The organism is Peribacillus sp. SRI_006, assembly GCF_057586375.1.
On sequence record NZ_JBYCZT010000018.1, the window covers coordinates 53,060 to 70,720 of the forward strand.

Annotated in this window: 14 protein-coding genes; 13 read left to right on the forward strand and 1 reads right to left on the reverse strand. The window is 42.3% G+C overall.

Annotation, left to right across the window (positions count from 1 at the left end):
• The first annotated feature begins 734 nt into the window (after window positions 1–734).
• The 13 genes from AC2YHV_RS23145 to AC2YHV_RS23205 all read left to right on the forward strand — a co-directional run bounded on the left by AC2YHV_RS23145 (window position 735) and on the right by AC2YHV_RS23205 (window position 15,511).
• Window positions 735–2,204 (forward strand): CoA-acylating methylmalonate-semialdehyde dehydrogenase, encoded by a 1,470-nt coding sequence (locus AC2YHV_RS23145; RefSeq protein WP_063577288.1) that lies wholly within the window; start codon window positions 735–737, stop codon window positions 2,202–2,204.
• Between the two features lie 73 nt (window positions 2,205–2,277).
• Window positions 2,278–3,093 carry a 5-deoxy-glucuronate isomerase gene (gene iolB, locus AC2YHV_RS23150; RefSeq protein ID WP_063577287.1) on the forward strand — a complete coding sequence of 272 codons (816 nt, stop codon included), beginning with the start codon at window positions 2,278–2,280 and terminating at the stop codon, window positions 3,091–3,093.
• A 22-nt stretch (window positions 3,094–3,115) separates the two neighbouring features.
• Complete coding sequence (gene iolC / locus AC2YHV_RS23155; RefSeq protein WP_063577286.1) at window positions 3,116–4,093, forward strand: 5-dehydro-2-deoxygluconokinase; 978 nt, start codon at window positions 3,116–3,118, stop codon at window positions 4,091–4,093.
• Window positions 4,094–4,125: 32 nt separating this feature from the next.
• A complete protein-coding gene (gene iolD / locus AC2YHV_RS23160) occupies window positions 4,126–6,036 on the forward strand; it encodes a 3D-(3,5/4)-trihydroxycyclohexane-1,2-dione acylhydrolase (decyclizing) (protein WP_063577285.1) in 1,911 nt (636 codons plus the stop codon).
• Window positions 6,037–6,053: 17 nt separating this feature from the next.
• On the forward strand, window positions 6,054–6,941 hold the full coding sequence (gene iolE / locus AC2YHV_RS23165; protein WP_487374258.1) for a myo-inosose-2 dehydratase: 888 nt from the start codon (window positions 6,054–6,056) through the stop codon (window positions 6,939–6,941).
• A gap of 22 nt (window positions 6,942–6,963) precedes the next feature.
• Window positions 6,964–8,376, forward strand: a complete 1,413-nt coding sequence (locus AC2YHV_RS23170; protein WP_063577283.1) for a sugar porter family MFS transporter — start codon at window positions 6,964–6,966, stop codon at window positions 8,374–8,376.
• A gap of 48 nt (window positions 8,377–8,424) precedes the next feature.
• Entirely contained in the window at window positions 8,425–9,456 is a 1,032-nt protein-coding gene (iolG, locus tag AC2YHV_RS23175; protein WP_487374259.1) for a bifunctional inositol 2-dehydrogenase/D-chiro-inositol 1-dehydrogenase, read from the forward strand.
• A 49-nt stretch (window positions 9,457–9,505) separates the two neighbouring features.
• Window positions 9,506–10,384, forward strand: a complete 879-nt coding sequence (locus AC2YHV_RS23180) for a sugar phosphate isomerase/epimerase family protein (RefSeq protein WP_487374260.1) — start codon at window positions 9,506–9,508, stop codon at window positions 10,382–10,384.
• 4 nt (window positions 10,385–10,388) lie between these two features.
• A complete protein-coding gene (gene iolI, locus AC2YHV_RS23185) occupies window positions 10,389–11,234 on the forward strand; it encodes a 2-keto-myo-inositol isomerase (protein WP_063577281.1) in 846 nt (281 codons plus the stop codon).
• A 41-nt stretch (window positions 11,235–11,275) separates the two neighbouring features.
• On the forward strand, window positions 11,276–12,130 hold the full coding sequence (gene fba / locus AC2YHV_RS23190; RefSeq protein WP_421161735.1) for a class II fructose-1,6-bisphosphate aldolase: 855 nt from the start codon (window positions 11,276–11,278) through the stop codon (window positions 12,128–12,130).
• A 109-nt stretch (window positions 12,131–12,239) separates the two neighbouring features.
• Entirely contained in the window at window positions 12,240–13,433 is a 1,194-nt protein-coding gene (locus AC2YHV_RS23195) for an MFS transporter (RefSeq protein ID WP_063577848.1), read from the forward strand.
• A gap of 42 nt (window positions 13,434–13,475) precedes the next feature.
• The gene (locus AC2YHV_RS23200) at window positions 13,476–14,429 is read left to right on the forward strand and encodes a sugar phosphate isomerase/epimerase family protein (RefSeq protein WP_487374261.1); all 954 of its coding nucleotides are present in this window, start codon (window positions 13,476–13,478) and stop codon (window positions 14,427–14,429) included.
• Window positions 14,430–14,497: 68 nt separating this feature from the next.
• A complete protein-coding gene (locus AC2YHV_RS23205; protein ID WP_063577847.1) occupies window positions 14,498–15,511 on the forward strand; it encodes a LacI family DNA-binding transcriptional regulator in 1,014 nt (337 codons plus the stop codon).
• Window positions 15,512–15,970: 459 nt separating this feature from the next.
• Here the strand turns inward: AC2YHV_RS23205 and AC2YHV_RS23210 are convergent, their stop codons facing one another.
• On the reverse strand, window positions 15,971–17,374 hold the full coding sequence (locus AC2YHV_RS23210; RefSeq protein WP_369315836.1) for a sigma-54 interaction domain-containing protein: 1,404 nt from the start codon (window positions 17,372–17,374) through the stop codon (window positions 15,971–15,973).
• Window positions 17,375–17,661: the final 287 nt, after the last annotated feature.

The following is a 17,661-nucleotide window of genomic DNA, read 5'->3' on the forward strand; positions in this document are numbered from 1 at the left end:
ACTAAAATTCAGGCTCCCATTATGGGTGCCTCTTTTTATTGATGAAATCTCGGGATAGGTTATGTAATTCTAAGTCTGTTGATATAGTACAATATCATTTATTTTCATTGAAATGGAGACATTCATGGAAATGTAAAGAAAAGGGGAGCAGGAAGGTAGTTTGAAAAGTTTACATATATGAAAAACTAGGGATATTATTGTTAGCTGGAATTCCTATGATAAAGTCAATTGAGTTTAGGAATATTAATATATCAAAATACCACTAACGATATCAATAAAGTATTGGTCAGTTTTTAAAACCGCTGAAGATGTTTTTTTTATTAAATAATTCATCACATTTCCATATTTATAAATGTTTTGAAATATGAAGAAGAGAGAATATTTCAAAAAATACAAAAAAAGTGTTTACAGGGAAAAATTTTCATTGTAGTATTTCCTTATAAAGTAAATGAAATCGATTTCATCCCGAATCAAGGTTATGTACAGGCTATAAATTAAGGGGGAGTGGTTTGGTCCTTACTTTTTCTTAAGGTAGACCCTAATAATAAATGAAATCGATTTCATTCGCAGAATATATTCTTGAATATTAGGATTGAGCTAGAAAATTTATTGATAAATCCTAAAAAAACATGGAAGGATTTCTTCCATAGTCAAATGAAATCGATTTCATTGACGGCGATGGTTATACTGGCTTGATGATCTAACAAAATACTTTATTTTAAGGAGGAAAAAACATGTCTTCAGTAACACATGAGGTGAAAAAATTAAAAAACTATATAAATGGTAAGTGGATTGAGTCCACTTCAAAGGAAACGGAAATTGTATTCAACCCTGCAACTGGTGAGGCAATTGCCGAGGTGCCACTTTCAACTAGGGAAGATGTGAATCGTGCGGTTGAAGTGGCGGATGAGGCTTTTAAAAAGTGGTCGCAGGTCGCTGTCCCGAAACGGGCTCGAATATTGTTCAAATATCAACAGCTCCTTGTGGAAAATTGGGAAGAACTTGCTAAGCTGGTCACTATCGAAAATGGTAAAAGCCTATCGGAATCGATGGGTGAAGTACAGCGGGGCATCGAGTGTGTCGAGTTTGCGGCGGGGGCACCTACGCTGATGATGGGCAAGCAGCTTCCGGATATCGCGACAAACATTGAATCGGGTATGTACCGTTACCCAATCGGTGTAATCGGCGGCATCACCCCATTTAACTTTCCAATGATGGTTCCTTGCTGGATGTTCCCGCTTGCAATCGCATGTGGCAATACATTTGTGTTAAAGCCATCTGAACGTACACCATTGCTTGCAGCACGCATTGTGGAACTGTTTGAGGAAGCAGGTCTTCCTAAAGGAGTACTGAACATCGTTAATGGAGCACATGACGTGGTTAATGGTCTTCTGGAGCATGAAGATGTGAAAGCTATCTCCTTTGTCGGTTCACAGCCAGTGGCAGAATATGTGTATAAAACAGGCACGGCTAACTTGAAGCGCGTCCAAGCTCTTGCGGGAGCGAAGAATCACTCGATTGTCTTGAAAGATGCCAATCTTGATATGACGGCCAAGGAAATAACAAGTGCGGCTTTTGGGTCGGCCGGTGAGCGTTGCATGGCCGCTGCGGTTGTTGTCGTAGAAGAAAGTATAGCGGACGAGTTAGTTGAAAAATTGAAACAGGCAGCTGATGCCATTACGATCGGGAATGGTCTGGATGACGGCGTTTTTCTAGGACCTGTGATCCGGGAAGGAGCTAAGAAGAAGACTATTGATTACATCGAATCAGGTATAGCTCAGGGCGCGACCCTAGTACGCGATGGCCGTAAAGATGAGGCAGCAAGCGGTAATGGATATTACCTAGGGGCTACGATTTTTGATCATGTGACACAGGAAATGAAAATCTGGCAAGATGAAATTTTTGCACCAGTGCTCTCCGTTGTCCGTGCCAAAGATTTAACGGAAGCCGTTGAGATAGCCAATGCTTCAGCACTGGCTAACGGGGCTTGCCTTTATACGGACAGTGCTGCTGATGTACGCCAATTCCGTGAAACGATACATGCCGGGATGTTGGGCATTAACGTGGGTGTTCCTGCACCGATGGCATTCTTCCCATTCTCTGGATATAAAGATTCATTCTATGGTGATCTTCATGCAAATGGAACCGACGGTGTGGAGTTCTATACACGTAAAAAAATGGTGACTGCACGCTACGTGAAATAAGTGAAACGAAAAAGCCTTGCAAGATGGCCCGTTTGGATACGGGCCGGATTTTTTGAAAACTAAGGAGGTACATATGAGTAAACTGCTTCAAAAACCGGTAAAAAAAGAGGTCGCTGAAGGTGTTACAGTCGTTCAAGCAGTAACGAAAGGAAATTCTCCTTTAGAATTTGTTGAATTCAAAATAGTGGAGTTGGCTCCTTGTGCTGAGTATACGGAATTGTTGAATAAAACGGAATGCTGCATTGTCGCTCTTACGGGAAAAATCAATGTGGCTGTTGGCGAAAATGTATACCATGATTTAGGCACACGCGATAGTGTATTTGATAAAGTGCCGACTGATAGCATTTACGTGTCAAATGATAGAGGCTTCAAATTGGAAGCGATAACCAAGGCCAGAGTGGCGCTGTGTTATTCGCCTTCTGATAAGCAACTTCCGACTAAATGGATTAAAGCGGGGGATGTTGACGTGGAACATAGGGGCATTTTGAGCAATAAGCGGATGGTGCATAATATATTACCGGATTCAGCTCCGTATGCGAATAGCCTTCTGGTGGTTGAAGTATATACAGAAAGCGGAAACTGGTCGAGCTATCCTCCGCATAAACATGATCAGGATAACTTACCAAATGAGTCGTTATTGGAAGAGTCCTATTATCATGAAATGAACCCGCCTCAAGGATTCGTTTTTCAGCGAGTATATACAGATGACCGTTCGATTGATGAGACCATGTCGGTTGAAAACGGCGATGTCGTACTTGTACCGGCCGGTTATCATCCGGTAGGCGTACCTGACGGTTATGAATCCTATTATTTGAATGTTATGGCCGGTCCGACAAGGACATGGAAATTTTTCAATGATCCCGATCACGAGTGGATCCTGAATCGTTAAAGGAAAAGGAGCTGTTAACCGGATGAACTATACATTTAATATCGATAAGGAATTTGACTTGATTGCCATTGGCCGTGCCTGCATCGACTTGAATGCCAATGAATATAACCGTCCGATGGAAGAGACCATGACATTCACAAAATACGTGGGCGGTTCACCTGCCAATGTTGCCATCGGAAGTGCAAAATTAGGCTTGAAAGTCGGATTCATCGGTAAGCTTGCGGATGATCAGCACGGCCGTTTCATCGAGAGTTATATGCGTGGGGCAGGTGTTGATACATCGAATATGGTAATCGATCAAGAAGGGCATAAAACGGGACTGGCCTTCACGGAAATTAAAAGTCCTGAAGAATGCAGTATCCTGATGTATCGGGATGATGTAGCCGACCTTCATTTAGCACCTTCGGAAGTGCATGAAGAATATATCAAAAAATCAAAGATTCTATTGGTTTCAGGAACGGCTTTAGCAAAAAGTCCATCACGTGAGGCGGTTTTAAAAGCAGTCAGCCTTGCGAAAAGAAATGATGTAAAAGTCATATTTGAATTGGATTACCGTCCCTATACATGGAATTCCATTGAAGAAACCTCCGTTTACTATTCGTTAGTCGCAGAGCAATCAGACATTTTGATTGGCACACGTGATGAATATGATGTAATGGAAAATACCGAAAAAGGTACGAATGAAAGGACCGTCCGTTACTTGTTTGAACATTCCGCAGACCTGGTCGTCATCAAACACGGCGTCGAGGGTTCATATGCCTATGCCAAATCAGGAGAAGTATTTAAAGCGAAGTCCTATAAGACGAAAGTATTGAAAACATTCGGCGCAGGGGATTCATATGCTTCCGCTTTCTTATATGCGTTAGTTTGTGGCAAAGGGATTGAAAGCGCTTTGAAGTTTGGCAGTGCTTCCGCTTCCATAGTTGTAAGCAAGCACAGTTCATCTGAGGCGATGCCTGTTGCAGAAGAAATAGAGGATTTGATTGCCGAACGCGTGTAAGGAATTTATCTACATAGAGGGGTGAACAGAAGATGGGAACAGTGAGGTTGACTACAGCCCAGGCTTTGATCAAGTTTTTAAATCAGCAGTACATTCATGTTGATGGTGAAGAGTCTCCGTTTGTAGAAGGGATATTTAATGTATTCGGCCATGGGAATGTAGTTGGTATCGGTCAGGCACTCGAACAGGACGCTGGCCACTTGAAAGTGATTCAAGGAAAGAATGAGCAAGGGATGGCACACGCTGCAATCGCCTACAGCCGGGAAATGCTAAGAAGGAAAATTTATGCCGTCACTACATCTGCCGGGCCAGGCTCGGCAAACTTGATAGCGGCAGCGGGGACGGCACTCGCCAACAATATTCCTGTCCTCTTACTTCCTGCTGATACATTTGCGACACGTCAGCCGGATCCGGTTCTTCAGCAACTTGAGCATGAGCATAGTACGGCGATCACAACTAATGACGCTTTTCTGGCAGTATCAAGATATTGGGATCGTGTCACTCGCCCTGAGCAGCTCATGTCCAGTCTGATCCGGGCCTTCGAGGTCATGACCGATCCCGGGAAAGCCGGGCCAGCGACGATATGCATCTCACAGGACGTAGAAGGGGAAGCATTCGATTTCGATGAACATTTTTTTGAAAAACGCGTCCATTATTTAGATCGGAAAGTTCCGGTAGAACGTGAACTGCAAGGAGCTGCCGAGAGAATTAGAGCAAGTAAGAAGCCGATCATCATCGTCGGTGGCGGAGCAAGATATTCCGGGGCTCGGGATATTTTGATGAAGCTGGCAGAAAAGCATAACATTCCACTTGTGGAAACACAGGCAGGTAAATCGACGGTGGAATCATCTTTTCCTAAGAATTTGGGCGGTGTCGGCATTCTCGGTACGATGGCTGCCAATAAGGCTGCCCGCCAGGCAGATCTCGTAATTGGTGTCGGGACCCGCTATACGGACTTTACGACGTCTTCCAAAACTGCATTTGATTTTGAAAGGACAAAGTTCTTGAACATTAACGTCAGCCGCCTTCAAACCTATAAATTAGATGGATTTCAGGTCGTCGCTGATGCAAAAGTGGCGCTTGAGAACCTTGAAGCGTTACTAGTAGGCTATGAAACCGAATATGGGGAGATGCTTGGAGATTGGAAGGAGGAGTGGCTTTCCGAACGGACCCGTTTAAGTCAAGTCACTTTCAGCCGTGAAAATTTCATGCCTGAAATCAAAAGCCAGTTTTCACAGCAAGTCTTGAATGAATACTCGGATGCATTAAAAACTGAATTGGCACAATCCACTGCGATGATCGCAATAAACGATACGGTCGATCAGGAAAGTGTGGTGGTCGGTTCAGCCGGATCACTTCCGGGTGACTTGCAGCGCCTCTGGCATTCAAGCGTGCCAAATACGTACCATCTTGAATATGGATTCTCCTGCATGGGGTACGAAATTGCAGGAACTTTAGGAGCTAAGCTTGCCCATCCAGACCGGGAAGTCTATGCAATGGTAGGGGATGGCAGTTTTCTGATGCTCCATTCGGAATTGATTACAGCCATTCAATATAATCATAAAATCAACATTTTATTGTTTGATAATTCTGGATTTGGCTGCATCAATAATCTGCAAATGGAGAATGGCAGCGGAACATATTGCTGTGAGTTCAGAACACATGATAACCAAATCATGAATATTGATTACGCAAAAGTAGCCGAAGGGTATGGAGCCAAAACTTATCGGGCCAATACTGTCGATGAGCTGAAAGCTGCATTGGAGGATGCAAAGAAACAGTCGGCATCTACATTAATAGAAATGAAGGTTCTGCCGAAAACGATGACGGATGGGTATGACTCCTGGTGGAATGTTGGCGTGGCAGAGGTCTCTGAACGGAAAAGTATACAAAGGGCATATGAAGCGAGACAAGAAAAATTAAAAATGGCCAAGCAATATTAAAAGGGGGAAGTCGGAAAATGCAGGAGATTTCGTGGGGGATTGCCCCAATTGGCTGGCGTAATGATGACATACCGGAAATCGGAGCTGAAAACACCTTATCCCACCTTTTAAGCGATATTGTCGTGGCGGGATTTCAGGGGACCGAAGTAGGAGGTTTCTTCCCGGAACCGGAGGTCCTGAATAAAGAGCTGAAGCTTCGGAAATTAAAAATAGCCGGTCAGTGGTTCAGCAGTTTCATCATCCGTGATGGCATCGACAAAGCAGAACAGGATTTCCATGAACACTGCAAATATTTACAGGCTGTCGGTGGAGATGTAGCGGTAGTATCCGAACAGACTTACAGTATCCAAGGCGAAAGGTACGATGTATTTAAGGAAAAGCCCCGCTTTACTGAAGAAGAATGGGGAATATTGTGTACGGGCCTGAATCGGTTAGGGGATATTGCAGGACTTTACAACTTAAAACTGGTGTATCACCACCACATGGGGACGGGCGTCCAGACACTGAGTGAAATTGACCGCCTTATGGAAAATACCGAAAAGAAAGTGCAACTGTTATATGATACTGGACATATTTATGTATCGGATAACGATTGCATGTCCCTTCTGCAAAAGCATATCAACCGCATTGGGCACGTTCATTTCAAGGATGTGAGGCATAGCGTGCTGGAGCAGTGCAGAAAAGTTGGAAAATCATTTCAAGAATCTTTTTTAGCCGGCATGTTCACGGTGCCTGGTGACGGCTGCATTGACTTTGTAGAAGCTTACCATACATTACTGGAAAATCATTATAAAGGCTGGATTGTAGTAGAGGCGGAACAAGATCCGTCCGTTGCCCATCCATTGGAATACGCATTAATCGCTCGCAAGTATATAAATGAAAGGCTGCTCCTAGTTCAAGATTAAAAACGGGAAAGAAGTGATTAATTTGAATAATGATGGAAATCAAATGGCATTCTTACGCAAGATTATTATTATCTCGACGTTAGGCGGTCTTTTGTTCGGATATGATACAGGTGTCATTAATGGTGCCTTGCCCTTCATGTCCGAAGCGGATCAACTTAACCTCAATTCACTTACGCAAGGACTTGTTGCCAGTTCACTTCTTTTAGGCGCGGCACTTGGAGCTTTTCTGGGAGGCAGGCTTTCTGATTATGCGGGCCGCCGAAAAAACATTCTTTTTCTTTCGGTACTTTTTTTCTTTTCAACTGTTGGATGTACGTTTGCACCGAGTGTTACGGTCATGATTGCCTGCCGTTTTCTACTCGGCATTGCGGTAGGCGGTGCGTCAGTAACCGTTCCTACTTATTTGGCGGAAATGTCTCCAGCTGAACGACGCGGCCGGATCGTCACCCAAAATGAATTAATGATTGTTAGCGGACAGCTGCTTGCATTCATCTTCAATGCCATTCTTGGGACAACGATGGGTGACAGTTCACATGTTTGGCGTTACATGCTGGCAATAGCCTCACTTCCAGCCATACTTCTTTTCTTTGGCATGATCAGGTTGCCTGAAAGTCCAAGGTGGCTTGTGTCCAAGAACAAAAGTGAAGAGGCTCTGAAGGTTTTGAAAAGAATACGTAAAATGGATGAGGCAGAATCGGAATTTCAGGGAATCAAAGCGACATTCGATGAGGAAAACCATGTTAAAAAAGCGACATATAAGGATTTGACCGTCCCATGGATACGGAGAATCGTCTTTCTTGGAATCGGGATTGCCATCGTTCAGCAAATAACGGGCGTTAATTCCATCATGTACTATGGTACCCAAATTTTAAAAGATGCAGGGTTTGAGACAAAAGCTGCTTTGATAGGGAATATTGCAAACGGTATCATTTCCGTTTTGGCAACATTTTTAGGTATTTGGCTGCTTGGTAAAATCGGGCGCCGTCCAATGCTCTTAACCGGTTTGATAGGTACTACGACCACATTGCTATTGATTGGCGTCTTATCGTCCCTTCTTGAAGGGACGGCTGCCCTTCCCTATATCATTTTGTCCTTGACTGTCACTTTCCTTGCCTTTCAGCAGGGGGCCATTTCACCGGTTACCTGGTTGATGCTTTCAGAGATCTTCCCGCTTCAAGTTCGTGGGCTCGGTATGGGTGTCACCGTATTTTTCCTTTGGGTCGTGAACTTTCTAATCGGCTTAACATTCCCGGTTTTACTAGATAAAGTCGGATTGTCTACCACATTTTATATCTTTTTCGCTTTTGGCATCATGGCTATCACCTTTGTGAAAAAATGTTTACCTGAAACGAGAGGACTTACACTTGAACAGCTTGAACAGAACTTCCGCAATCATGGAAAAGAACCTGCAAAGGAAATGACAAAAATAATTTAAGAGTTATAGAGTAATAAACCAGATATGCATAAAAGGAGGAAAATGATCATGACATTAAATTTTGGTGTAATAGGAACGGGTGCCATCGGCCGGGAGCATATTAAAAGAATCACAGACAAATTATCCGGAGGGAAAATTGTGGCTGTAACCGATGTGAATGAAGAGGCGGCAAGGCAGGTCGTAAAACAATATGGACTTGAGGCACTTGTATATCCGGATGACAAATCACTGGTAAACTCGGAAAATGTCGATGCAGTGCTTGTTACGAGTTGGGGGCCAGCACATGAGCAAAATGTATTGAATGCGATTGAGGCTGGTAAATATGTGTTCTGTGAAAAGCCACTGGCGACAACGGCGGAAGGCTGCAGGAGAATTGCAGAAGCGGAAATGAAACACGGGAAGCGTTTGGTGCAGGTTGGTTTTATGCGACGTTATGATAGCGGTTACGTACAACTGAAACAAGCCATTGATAGAAATGAAATTGGCGAGCCGCTTATGGTCCGCTGTGTACACCGCAATCCAGAAGTGGATGAAACATATACGACGGAAATGGCGGTCGTTGATACATTGATTCATGAGATTGATGTATTGCATTGGTTAATCAGCGATGATTACAAATCAGTTCAAGTCATTTACCCGAAGAAAGCAAGCCGCGCGCATGCTAACTTAAAAGATCCCCAACTTATCATAATGGAAACGAAGAGTGGGATTGTCATCCAATCTGAAGTATTCGTGAATTGTAAATATGGATATGATATCCAATGTGAAGTCATTGGTGAGGACGGTGTTGCATATCTCCCTGAACCAGCGAGCATCGTAACAAGGAAAGGCGCTAAACGGAGCACGGATATCTTGGTAGATTGGAAGGATCGTTTTATGGATGCATATGACATAGAATTACAGGATTTCATAGAGTCCATTATAAAGACAGGTCAGCCGAATGGTCCGACTTCATGGGATGGATACATTGCTGCTGTAACAGCTGATGCTTGTGTAAAAGCACAGGAGTCCGGACAGAAAGAATCCGTTGACCTTGAAGAGAAGCCCGTTTTTTATACCGGAAAAAACACTGTACAGTGAACGTAATTATGCATTGAAACGGAAAAATAAATTATAGGGGGAAAGACCAATGAAACTAGCTTTGGATCCTACGATGTATGCCAATTTATCATTAAAAGAAATGGTCGATAAAACAGCTGAACTAGGCTATGAATATATCGAACTGTCACCGAGGGAAGATTTTTGTCCATTCTATAAATATCCTAAAGTGGATAAGGAACAGATTAAAAATTTGAAACGCTGGTGCAACGACGCAGGTGTGAAGATATCCTCCTTGCTTCCGCTTTACTACTGGGCCGGTCCTGATGAGGAACGGCGCCAGGCCGCAGTCCGTAATTGGAAACGCGCCATTGAAGTGGCAGTGGAATTGGATGTTGATTTGATGAATAGTGAATTTAACGGATCTAAATTCAATGAAGTTATCTGTGAAGAAAAATTCATTAAATCAATGGATGAACTCCTTCCGGTATTTGAAAGGGAAGGCGTTAAACTTAATTTGCAGGCACACCCATTCGATTTCATCGAAACGCATGAGGGAGCTATGGATATGATCCGTGCCCTTGATCGCCCATGGATCAACCTTGTATATTCAACAGCACATACATTTTTCTATGATGATGGCAAAGGCGATATTGCCCCTATGTTCGATTCTGCCGGGGATCGCCTGCAACATGTCTTGTTTGCTGATACATTCAATCATAAAGCGTCCAACGGACTCCGTTATATCGTCAATCCTCCAGGTGTCGAGGCAACCGTCCATCAGCATTTGAACATCGGCGAAGCCGAAGTTGACTTTGATACGATCTTCAAAAAACTGAAAGAAATGAATTTTGACGGCATCGCGACAAATGCAGTATTTGCTTGGATCGACAAAGCAGACTGGTCAAGTAAGCTTATGCTTCAAAAAATGAGAGACGGATTGGGTTTAGCAGAAAGAATTGGAGGCTGACAGAATGAAACTTTGTTTCAACCAAGCGACCACACTTGAAAATTCCAACTTGGTCAAAGATCTCAAACACTGTGAAAAACACGGTTACGATTATATCGAAATCCGTACCATGGATAAATTGCCTGAGTACTTGGAAAAACACACAATTGAAGAACTGGCCGAATTTTTTAATGCAAATCATATTAAGCCACTGGCCTTCAACGCGCTCGTATTCTTTAATAATCGCGATGAAGACGGCCGTAAGGCGATAATAGCCGAATTTAAGAATATGATGAACATGGCGGAGAAATTGGGTGTGAAATATGTGGTGGCGGTTCCGCTTGTAACGGAAGCGAAAATATTGAAAGAAGATATTAAAAACAGCTGTGTGGAAGTATTGGCTGAACTTTCCGAGATCGCTGAACCGTTTGGCGTTAAAATTGCAGTAGAATTTGTCGGGCATCCGCAATGTACTGTGAATACATTCGGTCAGGCATACGATATCGTTGAAACAGTCAACCGTGATAATGTTGGTTTGGTGCTGGACTGTTTTCACTTCCATGCCATGGGTTCCAGTTTGGAAGACTTGAAGAAAGCGGATGGGCAGAAAATCTTCATTTTACACATTGATGATACAGAGGATTTTCCGATTGGCTTTTTGACGGATGAAGACCGGGTATGGCCTGGACATGGTGCCATAGATTTAGATAGCATATTATCCATCTTGAAGGGAATTGGTTATTCTGACGTCGCCTCAGTGGAATTGTTCCGTCCAGAATATTATGAACTCGATGCTGAAGAAGCCATTAAGACTGCAAAAGAAACGACAATTCAAGTCATTTCGAAATACTTTGCACTACAGAATGTATGAGTGGATCTAAATAAACTCGGGAATAAGGGGGTGATGGAATAATGCCTTTAGTAGCAATGAGTGAGATGCTTTTAAAAGCAAAAGCAGAAAGGTATGCTGTGGGTCAATATAATATTAATGGTTTGGCATTCGCCCAGTCGTTTTTACAAGCTGCCAATGAGGAACGAGCGCCGATCATACTTGCGGCATCGGACAGACTTGTTGATTATCTTGGCGGATTTAAAACGATTGCGGCCATGGTAAAAAGCCTTATGGAAGAAATGGACATTACGGTTCCTGTTGCCCTTCATCTTGATCATGGAATGGATGTGGAACGATGCAGAAAAGCGATTGATGCGGGTTTTACATCGGTCATGATCGATGGCTCCCATCATCCAATAGATGTAAATATTGAAATAACCAAAATGGTTGTCGACTATGCCAAAAAGAACGGCGTTTCCGTTGAGGCGGAAGTGGGGACAGTCGGTGGGACGGAAGATGGACTCGTTGGCGGTATTCAATATGCAGATCCCCATGAATGCACGCGGATTGTAAAAGAAACAGAAATTGATGCACTAGCTGCTGCTTTGGGTTCCGTTCATGGCCCGTATCAAGGAGAACCTAAACTCGGTTTTGAGGAAATGGAATTAATTTCGAACATGACTAATGTACCTCTTGTCTTACATGGAGGCTCAGGTATTCCGTTGCACCAAATTAAAAAAGCAATTGAACTTGGACACGCCAAAATAAATGTTAATACCGAAAGCATACAAGTGTGGGCAAAAACCATTCGGGAAGTATTGGCCGTTGAAGGAAAAGTATATGAGCCGCGCGCCATTATCACACCAGCGAAAGAAGCTATCATCTCCGTCGTGAAGAGAAAAATGGCAGAGTTCAATACAAGTGGAAAGGCTTAAGAATGAAAAGGTGTTCCCGATTACGCTGCGGGCACCTTTTTGTACATTCACTTTTTTTCATGAGATGCCATTGCTGAAAGATAGTTCGCTGGTTAGGGGAAGTGTTGCAATGACTTTGTTACATAACGCACGTAATAGATTTTTATTTTTAGTGCTCTCATTTATTTTTTGGTTTTCTAATTTCATTTATATTCCCATTTTGTCTCCTTACCTTGAGACGATTGGAGGGGATTATACATTTATCGGCATGGTATTAGGCAGTTATGGGCTAATGCAATTTCTCTTCAGGCTTCCGTTCGGAATCCTATCCGACCTAATAAAAGTAAGAAAACCTTTTATTATATTTGGAATGGTCGTAAGTACATTGAGCTGCGTGACATTTGCATGGGCCGATAGTTTAGGCTGGATCCTTTTGGCCCGCTCGTTAGCTGGAATTGCCGCCGCCACCTGGGTAGCCTTCACCATTTTATTTTCCAGCTATTTTTCAGAACGTGATCTTCACCGAGCGATGGGAAGTATCTCGTTAGCTGTGGTTCTGGCACAGCTGATTGGAATGGTGGTCAGCGGGTACATTGTCGATCAATGGGGATGGCACGCACCTTTTTGGGGAGGCGGGATCATCGGTTTCGTTGGTATCGTCCTTTCGCTTTTTATTTACGAATCAAACGAGGATTTTCAGAAAGAGCCCATTCAATTGAAAGAACTGTTATCAGTCATGCTTGAACCAGGGCTTTTAAAAGTATCATTTCTATCCATTCTCGCACATGGCATCATCTTCTCGACAATGTTCGGGTTCACCCCGACATTTGCTTTAAAGCTTGGTCTCCAGACTGATGAGATCAGCATGGTCATCTTTTCATTCATGATTCCTCATGCTATTGCCACAATGCTTAGCGGGAAATTATTCGTACCATTATTCGGACAATGGAAGTTACTGAAACTAGCTTTTGCTCTAACGGCCATTTTTACAGCATGTACGCCATTAGCAGAAACAAAAGAGCTGCTTTTTCTGATTCAAGGATTGAATGGCTTCTCATTAGGCACTCTTTTTCCCTTGTTTTTAGGAATGGCGGTAGAGGCGATTTCCCTTGAAAAAAGGGCAACGGCCATGGGGGCGTATCAAGCAATCTACGCGATTGGTATGTTCGCTGGACCTTTCATTGCAGGAATATTGATCTCTCATTTAGGTATTTCTTCAGGATTTTATTTCGCGGGGTCATTAGGTTTAACCGCTTTATTATTTATGATTGTATGGAGTCACCTTGAAAGGAAAGCAATAAAACATAATTTGAAATTGAACTAAGCGATGTGAAAGCGATGCTAGTTTAATAGAGGAGGAGCACTTATGAAGGTTGGTTTAGTTACTGATATTTTAGGTTACATGCCATTTGAAGAGATGCTGGATACGTGTGTGGATCAGGGAATAGAGACACTGGAGCTAGGATGCGGGAATTGGTCGAAGGCTCCACATCTCGATCTCGATGGACTTCTTGGCAATGCGGCAAAACGAAAGCAATTTTTAAATGAATTGAATGTAAGGGGGATTAGCATTGCAGCGTTGAATTGTTCTGGCAATCAGCTTGATCCATCAGATGAAGGAGCTATGCATAAAGCCGTTGTTAATAAGACCTTTCAGCTAGCTGGGCTTTTAGGTGTTGAAACGGTGGTCATGATGTCGGGGTGTCCTGGCGGCGGACCAAGTGATAGGACGCCAAATTGGCTGACACATCCCATTTTGCCCTCACACTTTGAGATGCTTGATTGGCAGTGGAATGAAGTGGCATTCCCTTATTGGGAAAAAGCTGTGACAACGGCAAAACAAAACGGGGTTAGAAAGGTTGCCATCGAAAATCTAGGCTGCAATTTAGTTTACAATCCTGAAACACTCTTTAAATTGAGGCATGAAGTCGGTGATACGGTCGGAATGAATTTTGATCCGAGTCATTTATTTTGGATGGGCGGTGACCCCATCGCAGCATTAAGGAATTTAGGAAGCGCTGTTTATCATATTCATGCAAAAGATGTTCGCTTAGAAAGAGGGATATATGATGTCCAGGGATTGATTGATGTGAAACCGATGAACCAATATGCAGATAGATCATGGAATTATGTTGCACTCGGTTATGGACACGACAGTGACTGGTGGAAGGAGTTTTTTACTATCGTTAAAATGATAGGTTATGAAGGGCCCATCGTTCTCGAAATGGAAGATTTGACAATGGAACCACTAACGGGCGTGAAAAAATCCATGAATGTTTTGAAAGAAACGTTGCCTAGAGAATTCGATGTTTTAACATGAAGTCTAAATTACTTTATAATGGACTTAATGAAAATAAAAAAAAGAAATTGGCAGGTGGAGATAATAGTATGAAAATGAGCGATGTGGCGAAATTGGCAAACGTATCTCCTGCAACCGTTTCAAGAGTGCTCAGACAGCCGGATTTAGTCAGCGAGGATACTAAACAAAAGGTGATGCAGGTGATTGAAGAGATGAATTACAAGCCTCACATGATTGCCAGTCAGTTCAGGACGAAAGAGACAAAGATCATTCTCGTCGTCGTTCCGGATATAACAAGGCCCTTTTTTTCCGAAGTGCTTCGGGGCATTGAGCATACAGCTGTAGAAAATGGCTATCAGGTTATATTGGGAGATACGGAGAACGACATTGAACGGGAAAAGGAATATATCGATTTGCTATACAAAAAGCAGGCAGATGGAGCGTTACTCCTTACTGCTAGAATGAATAGGGAAAGCCTGGAAAAACTATCAAATCAATTTCCGATTGTATTGGCATGTGAATACGTGGACGGACTGGACATTCCAACTGTTTCGATCGACAATGTAAGCAGTGCCAGAAAAGTAACGGAACATTTAATCAAGCTTGGTTATAGACGGATTGCCCATATAACAGCGCCTATGAACATCATTCTTAGCCGGGATCGCCTAGGGGGGTTCCAGCAGGCAATGAAGAAGCATCACTTGAAAGTAAACCCGGAATACATCCAGGAAGGGGATTATGGCATTGACTCAGGTTATGACCAGATGGTTAAATTATTATCGCTTGAAAACAAGCCTGAAGCAGTGTTCGTTTTTAATGATGAAATGGCGCTGGGAGCTGTAAAGGCAATCCAGGATCATGGCTTGAGCGTTCCCGAGGATATTGCTGTCGTAGGTTTTGATAATTTGAAAATAGCATCGATTTTTAATCCGCATATGACGACAATTGACCAGCCTAAGTACGAAATAGGGAAAAAGGCAACGAACTTATTGCTGACCTTAATGAAAGGCGGAACCATAGAAAAGAAAAAATTCGTTCTGGAAGATGAGTTGATCATCCGCGAATCTTGCGGTTCCAAATTGGAAAAAAGCTTGAATTCATAAAAATGTTTGGTAAGATTGTTAGGTAAGTAAATGAATGGCTTCCTTTTATGGGAGCCTATTTACATTTCGACCAAAGATGTGAAAAAACCACATTAGGGGAGTTTGCCAAACATACTAAGAGGGTTTTTCAATGATGAAATTGTACATTTATCAGCAGGGGATATAATATCCCTAAAGCTATTTGGTTTAGTGCCTAGGTGGAGATCTGCAGGAGCTTCACGGAGATCATCCGTTTGAATTAAAAAGCTGTAACATTAAAATATGGAAACGTGATATTGTGAATCCCATTCAACTTGAATGTGGATTTTTTTGATGGCCTTTATATGAAATAATGGCCGATAATCTTCATACGTTTCACTTCGAATTGCCGGCAAATATTAAAAAGCGCCCTTAGCTTGAACAGCATCTATGGCTAAAGGCCAAGGACCATTCATGGATTACGGGGGATTTCAATCCAGATTACAAATACTGTTTGTATTTCTTTAATTTATAGATGACTGTTGGCTGGCTGACGCCTAAATGTTCTGCCATTTCGTATGTGGTTTTACATTTTTTCCATGCTTTTGCAATTAGTTGCCTTTCAACCTTTTCCAGTGTCTTTTTTAAATCGAAATTCTCTTCACAATCCTGTTCGATTGCAAGGAAGTTGGAGTCTTCAGGCTGTTCAATTTGCCCTGTGATGGATTGCGGAAGGTGTTCGGGAAATATAATTGGCTCTTCGATGGTCAGGATTAACCGTTCAATTAAGTTTTCTAATTCCCGTATATTTCCGGGCCAATGGTAATGGGTTAAAACTTCATATGTCGATGGATGGATTTTTTTGTATTTCTGGTATTTATCATTGGTTTTTTCTAAGTAATGCTGAATTAGGAGAGGGATATCTTCTTTACGTTCATGCAATGCCGGAATTTGGATGGGAATCACATTCAAACGATAAAATAAGTCCAATCTAAACTTACCTTGACTTACCATCTCCTTCAAATCTTGATTAGTCGCTGCAACTAGGCGGAAGTTAATATGGTTTTCTTTTTTTCCACCGATGCGCTTTATCTTTTTCTCCTGTAGTACATTCAGTAATTTAGCTTGCATGGCAAGTGGGAGTTCCCCAATTTCATCCAAGAAAAGAGTACCGCTGTCAGCCTGCTCGATCAGGCCTTGCCTCCCTTGCTTATTTGCCCCTGTAAATGATCCCGGCTCATAGCCGAATATTTCTGATTCAAACAAACTTTCAGGTATGGTGCTGCAATTCACTTCGATAAAGGGTTCTTTTTTTCGGTTGCTTTGGTCATGAACAGCACGGGCAAAAGTGCTTTTCCCTACGCCGGAAGGTCCTAATAAGAGAATCGTGGCATCGGTTTTTGAAACATTATGGATCGTTTTTAAAATATGCTTCGTTTCATTACTTCTGGCAATCAGATAATGGTTATCCAGTTCTTTTTCTCTTAAATCCTCGACTTCCGTTTGATAGCCTTTAACTTTTCGTTGTAATTGTTCAAATTGATCCTGCAATTGCAGGATCTCGGTTTGATCCTGACCATAGCTGATTACCCTAACGAGGTGCCCTTCCTTATTAAAAATGGGATAGCCAGTCGACATGACAACATGACCCGTTTTTGTTTCTTGCATTATGCGTTTCGCTTTCTTTTCCTTTAAAACAATCGCATTGATGGAAGGTGCAAGAAGGCCCTCGCTTTCTAATTGATAGACGGAGGTACCGATATAAGAGTCACTTTTCATACCATAAATCTCCCAAAGCTTTGGGTTGGAATATAAAATGATTCCATCTTGATCGGTAATGAGAATGTTATTATTCGATGTTTCAATAATTTTATTTAGTTCTTCCTCCAGCATATCATCGTACATACGTTACGCTCCTTTGGGTTTTGGGATGCTGCTTAATTAAAATATAAATCAAAAAGTCTAAATAATCAAAATTTAAATCAAGAAATAAGAAAATGATTAAGTTTTTAATCATTTGATGAAACAAAATAATGAAAAGCCTTATATACCGCAGCGAAATAGTTGGCCTGAATCTTGCTTATGTAAAAGGTAAGAAGGGAATTTCCAACCAAGGGTGTTATGAATATCCATTCTATTAGAAAAGATGGAAGTTTGTATGACATCTGCAAATGCAATGGATTGAAAAAATT

Coding starts and splice junctions, on each gene's coding strand:
- AC2YHV_RS23145 (WP_063577288.1), top strand. CDS start 735: ATGTCTTCAGTAACACATGAGGTGAAAAAATTAAAAAACTATATAAAT.
- AC2YHV_RS23200 (WP_487374261.1), top strand. CDS start 13,476: ATGAAGGTTGGTTTAGTTACTGATATTTTAGGTTACATGCCATTTGAA.
- iolG (WP_487374259.1), top strand. CDS start 8,425: ATGACATTAAATTTTGGTGTAATAGGAACGGGTGCCATCGGCCGGGAG.
- iolI (WP_063577281.1), top strand. CDS start 10,389: ATGAAACTTTGTTTCAACCAAGCGACCACACTTGAAAATTCCAACTTG.
- AC2YHV_RS23180 (WP_487374260.1), top strand. CDS start 9,506: ATGAAACTAGCTTTGGATCCTACGATGTATGCCAATTTATCATTAAAA.
- AC2YHV_RS23210 (WP_369315836.1), bottom strand. CDS start 17,374: ATGTACGATGATATGCTGGAGGAAGAACTAAATAAAATTATTGAAACA.
- fba (WP_421161735.1), top strand. CDS start 11,276: ATGCCTTTAGTAGCAATGAGTGAGATGCTTTTAAAAGCAAAAGCAGAA.
- iolC (WP_063577286.1), top strand. CDS start 3,116: ATGAACTATACATTTAATATCGATAAGGAATTTGACTTGATTGCCATT.
- AC2YHV_RS23195 (WP_063577848.1), top strand. CDS start 12,240: ATGACTTTGTTACATAACGCACGTAATAGATTTTTATTTTTAGTGCTC.
- iolB (WP_063577287.1), top strand. CDS start 2,278: ATGAGTAAACTGCTTCAAAAACCGGTAAAAAAAGAGGTCGCTGAAGGT.
- iolD (WP_063577285.1), top strand. CDS start 4,126: ATGGGAACAGTGAGGTTGACTACAGCCCAGGCTTTGATCAAGTTTTTA.
- AC2YHV_RS23205 (WP_063577847.1), top strand. CDS start 14,498: ATGAAAATGAGCGATGTGGCGAAATTGGCAAACGTATCTCCTGCAACC.
- iolE (WP_487374258.1), top strand. CDS start 6,054: ATGCAGGAGATTTCGTGGGGGATTGCCCCAATTGGCTGGCGTAATGAT.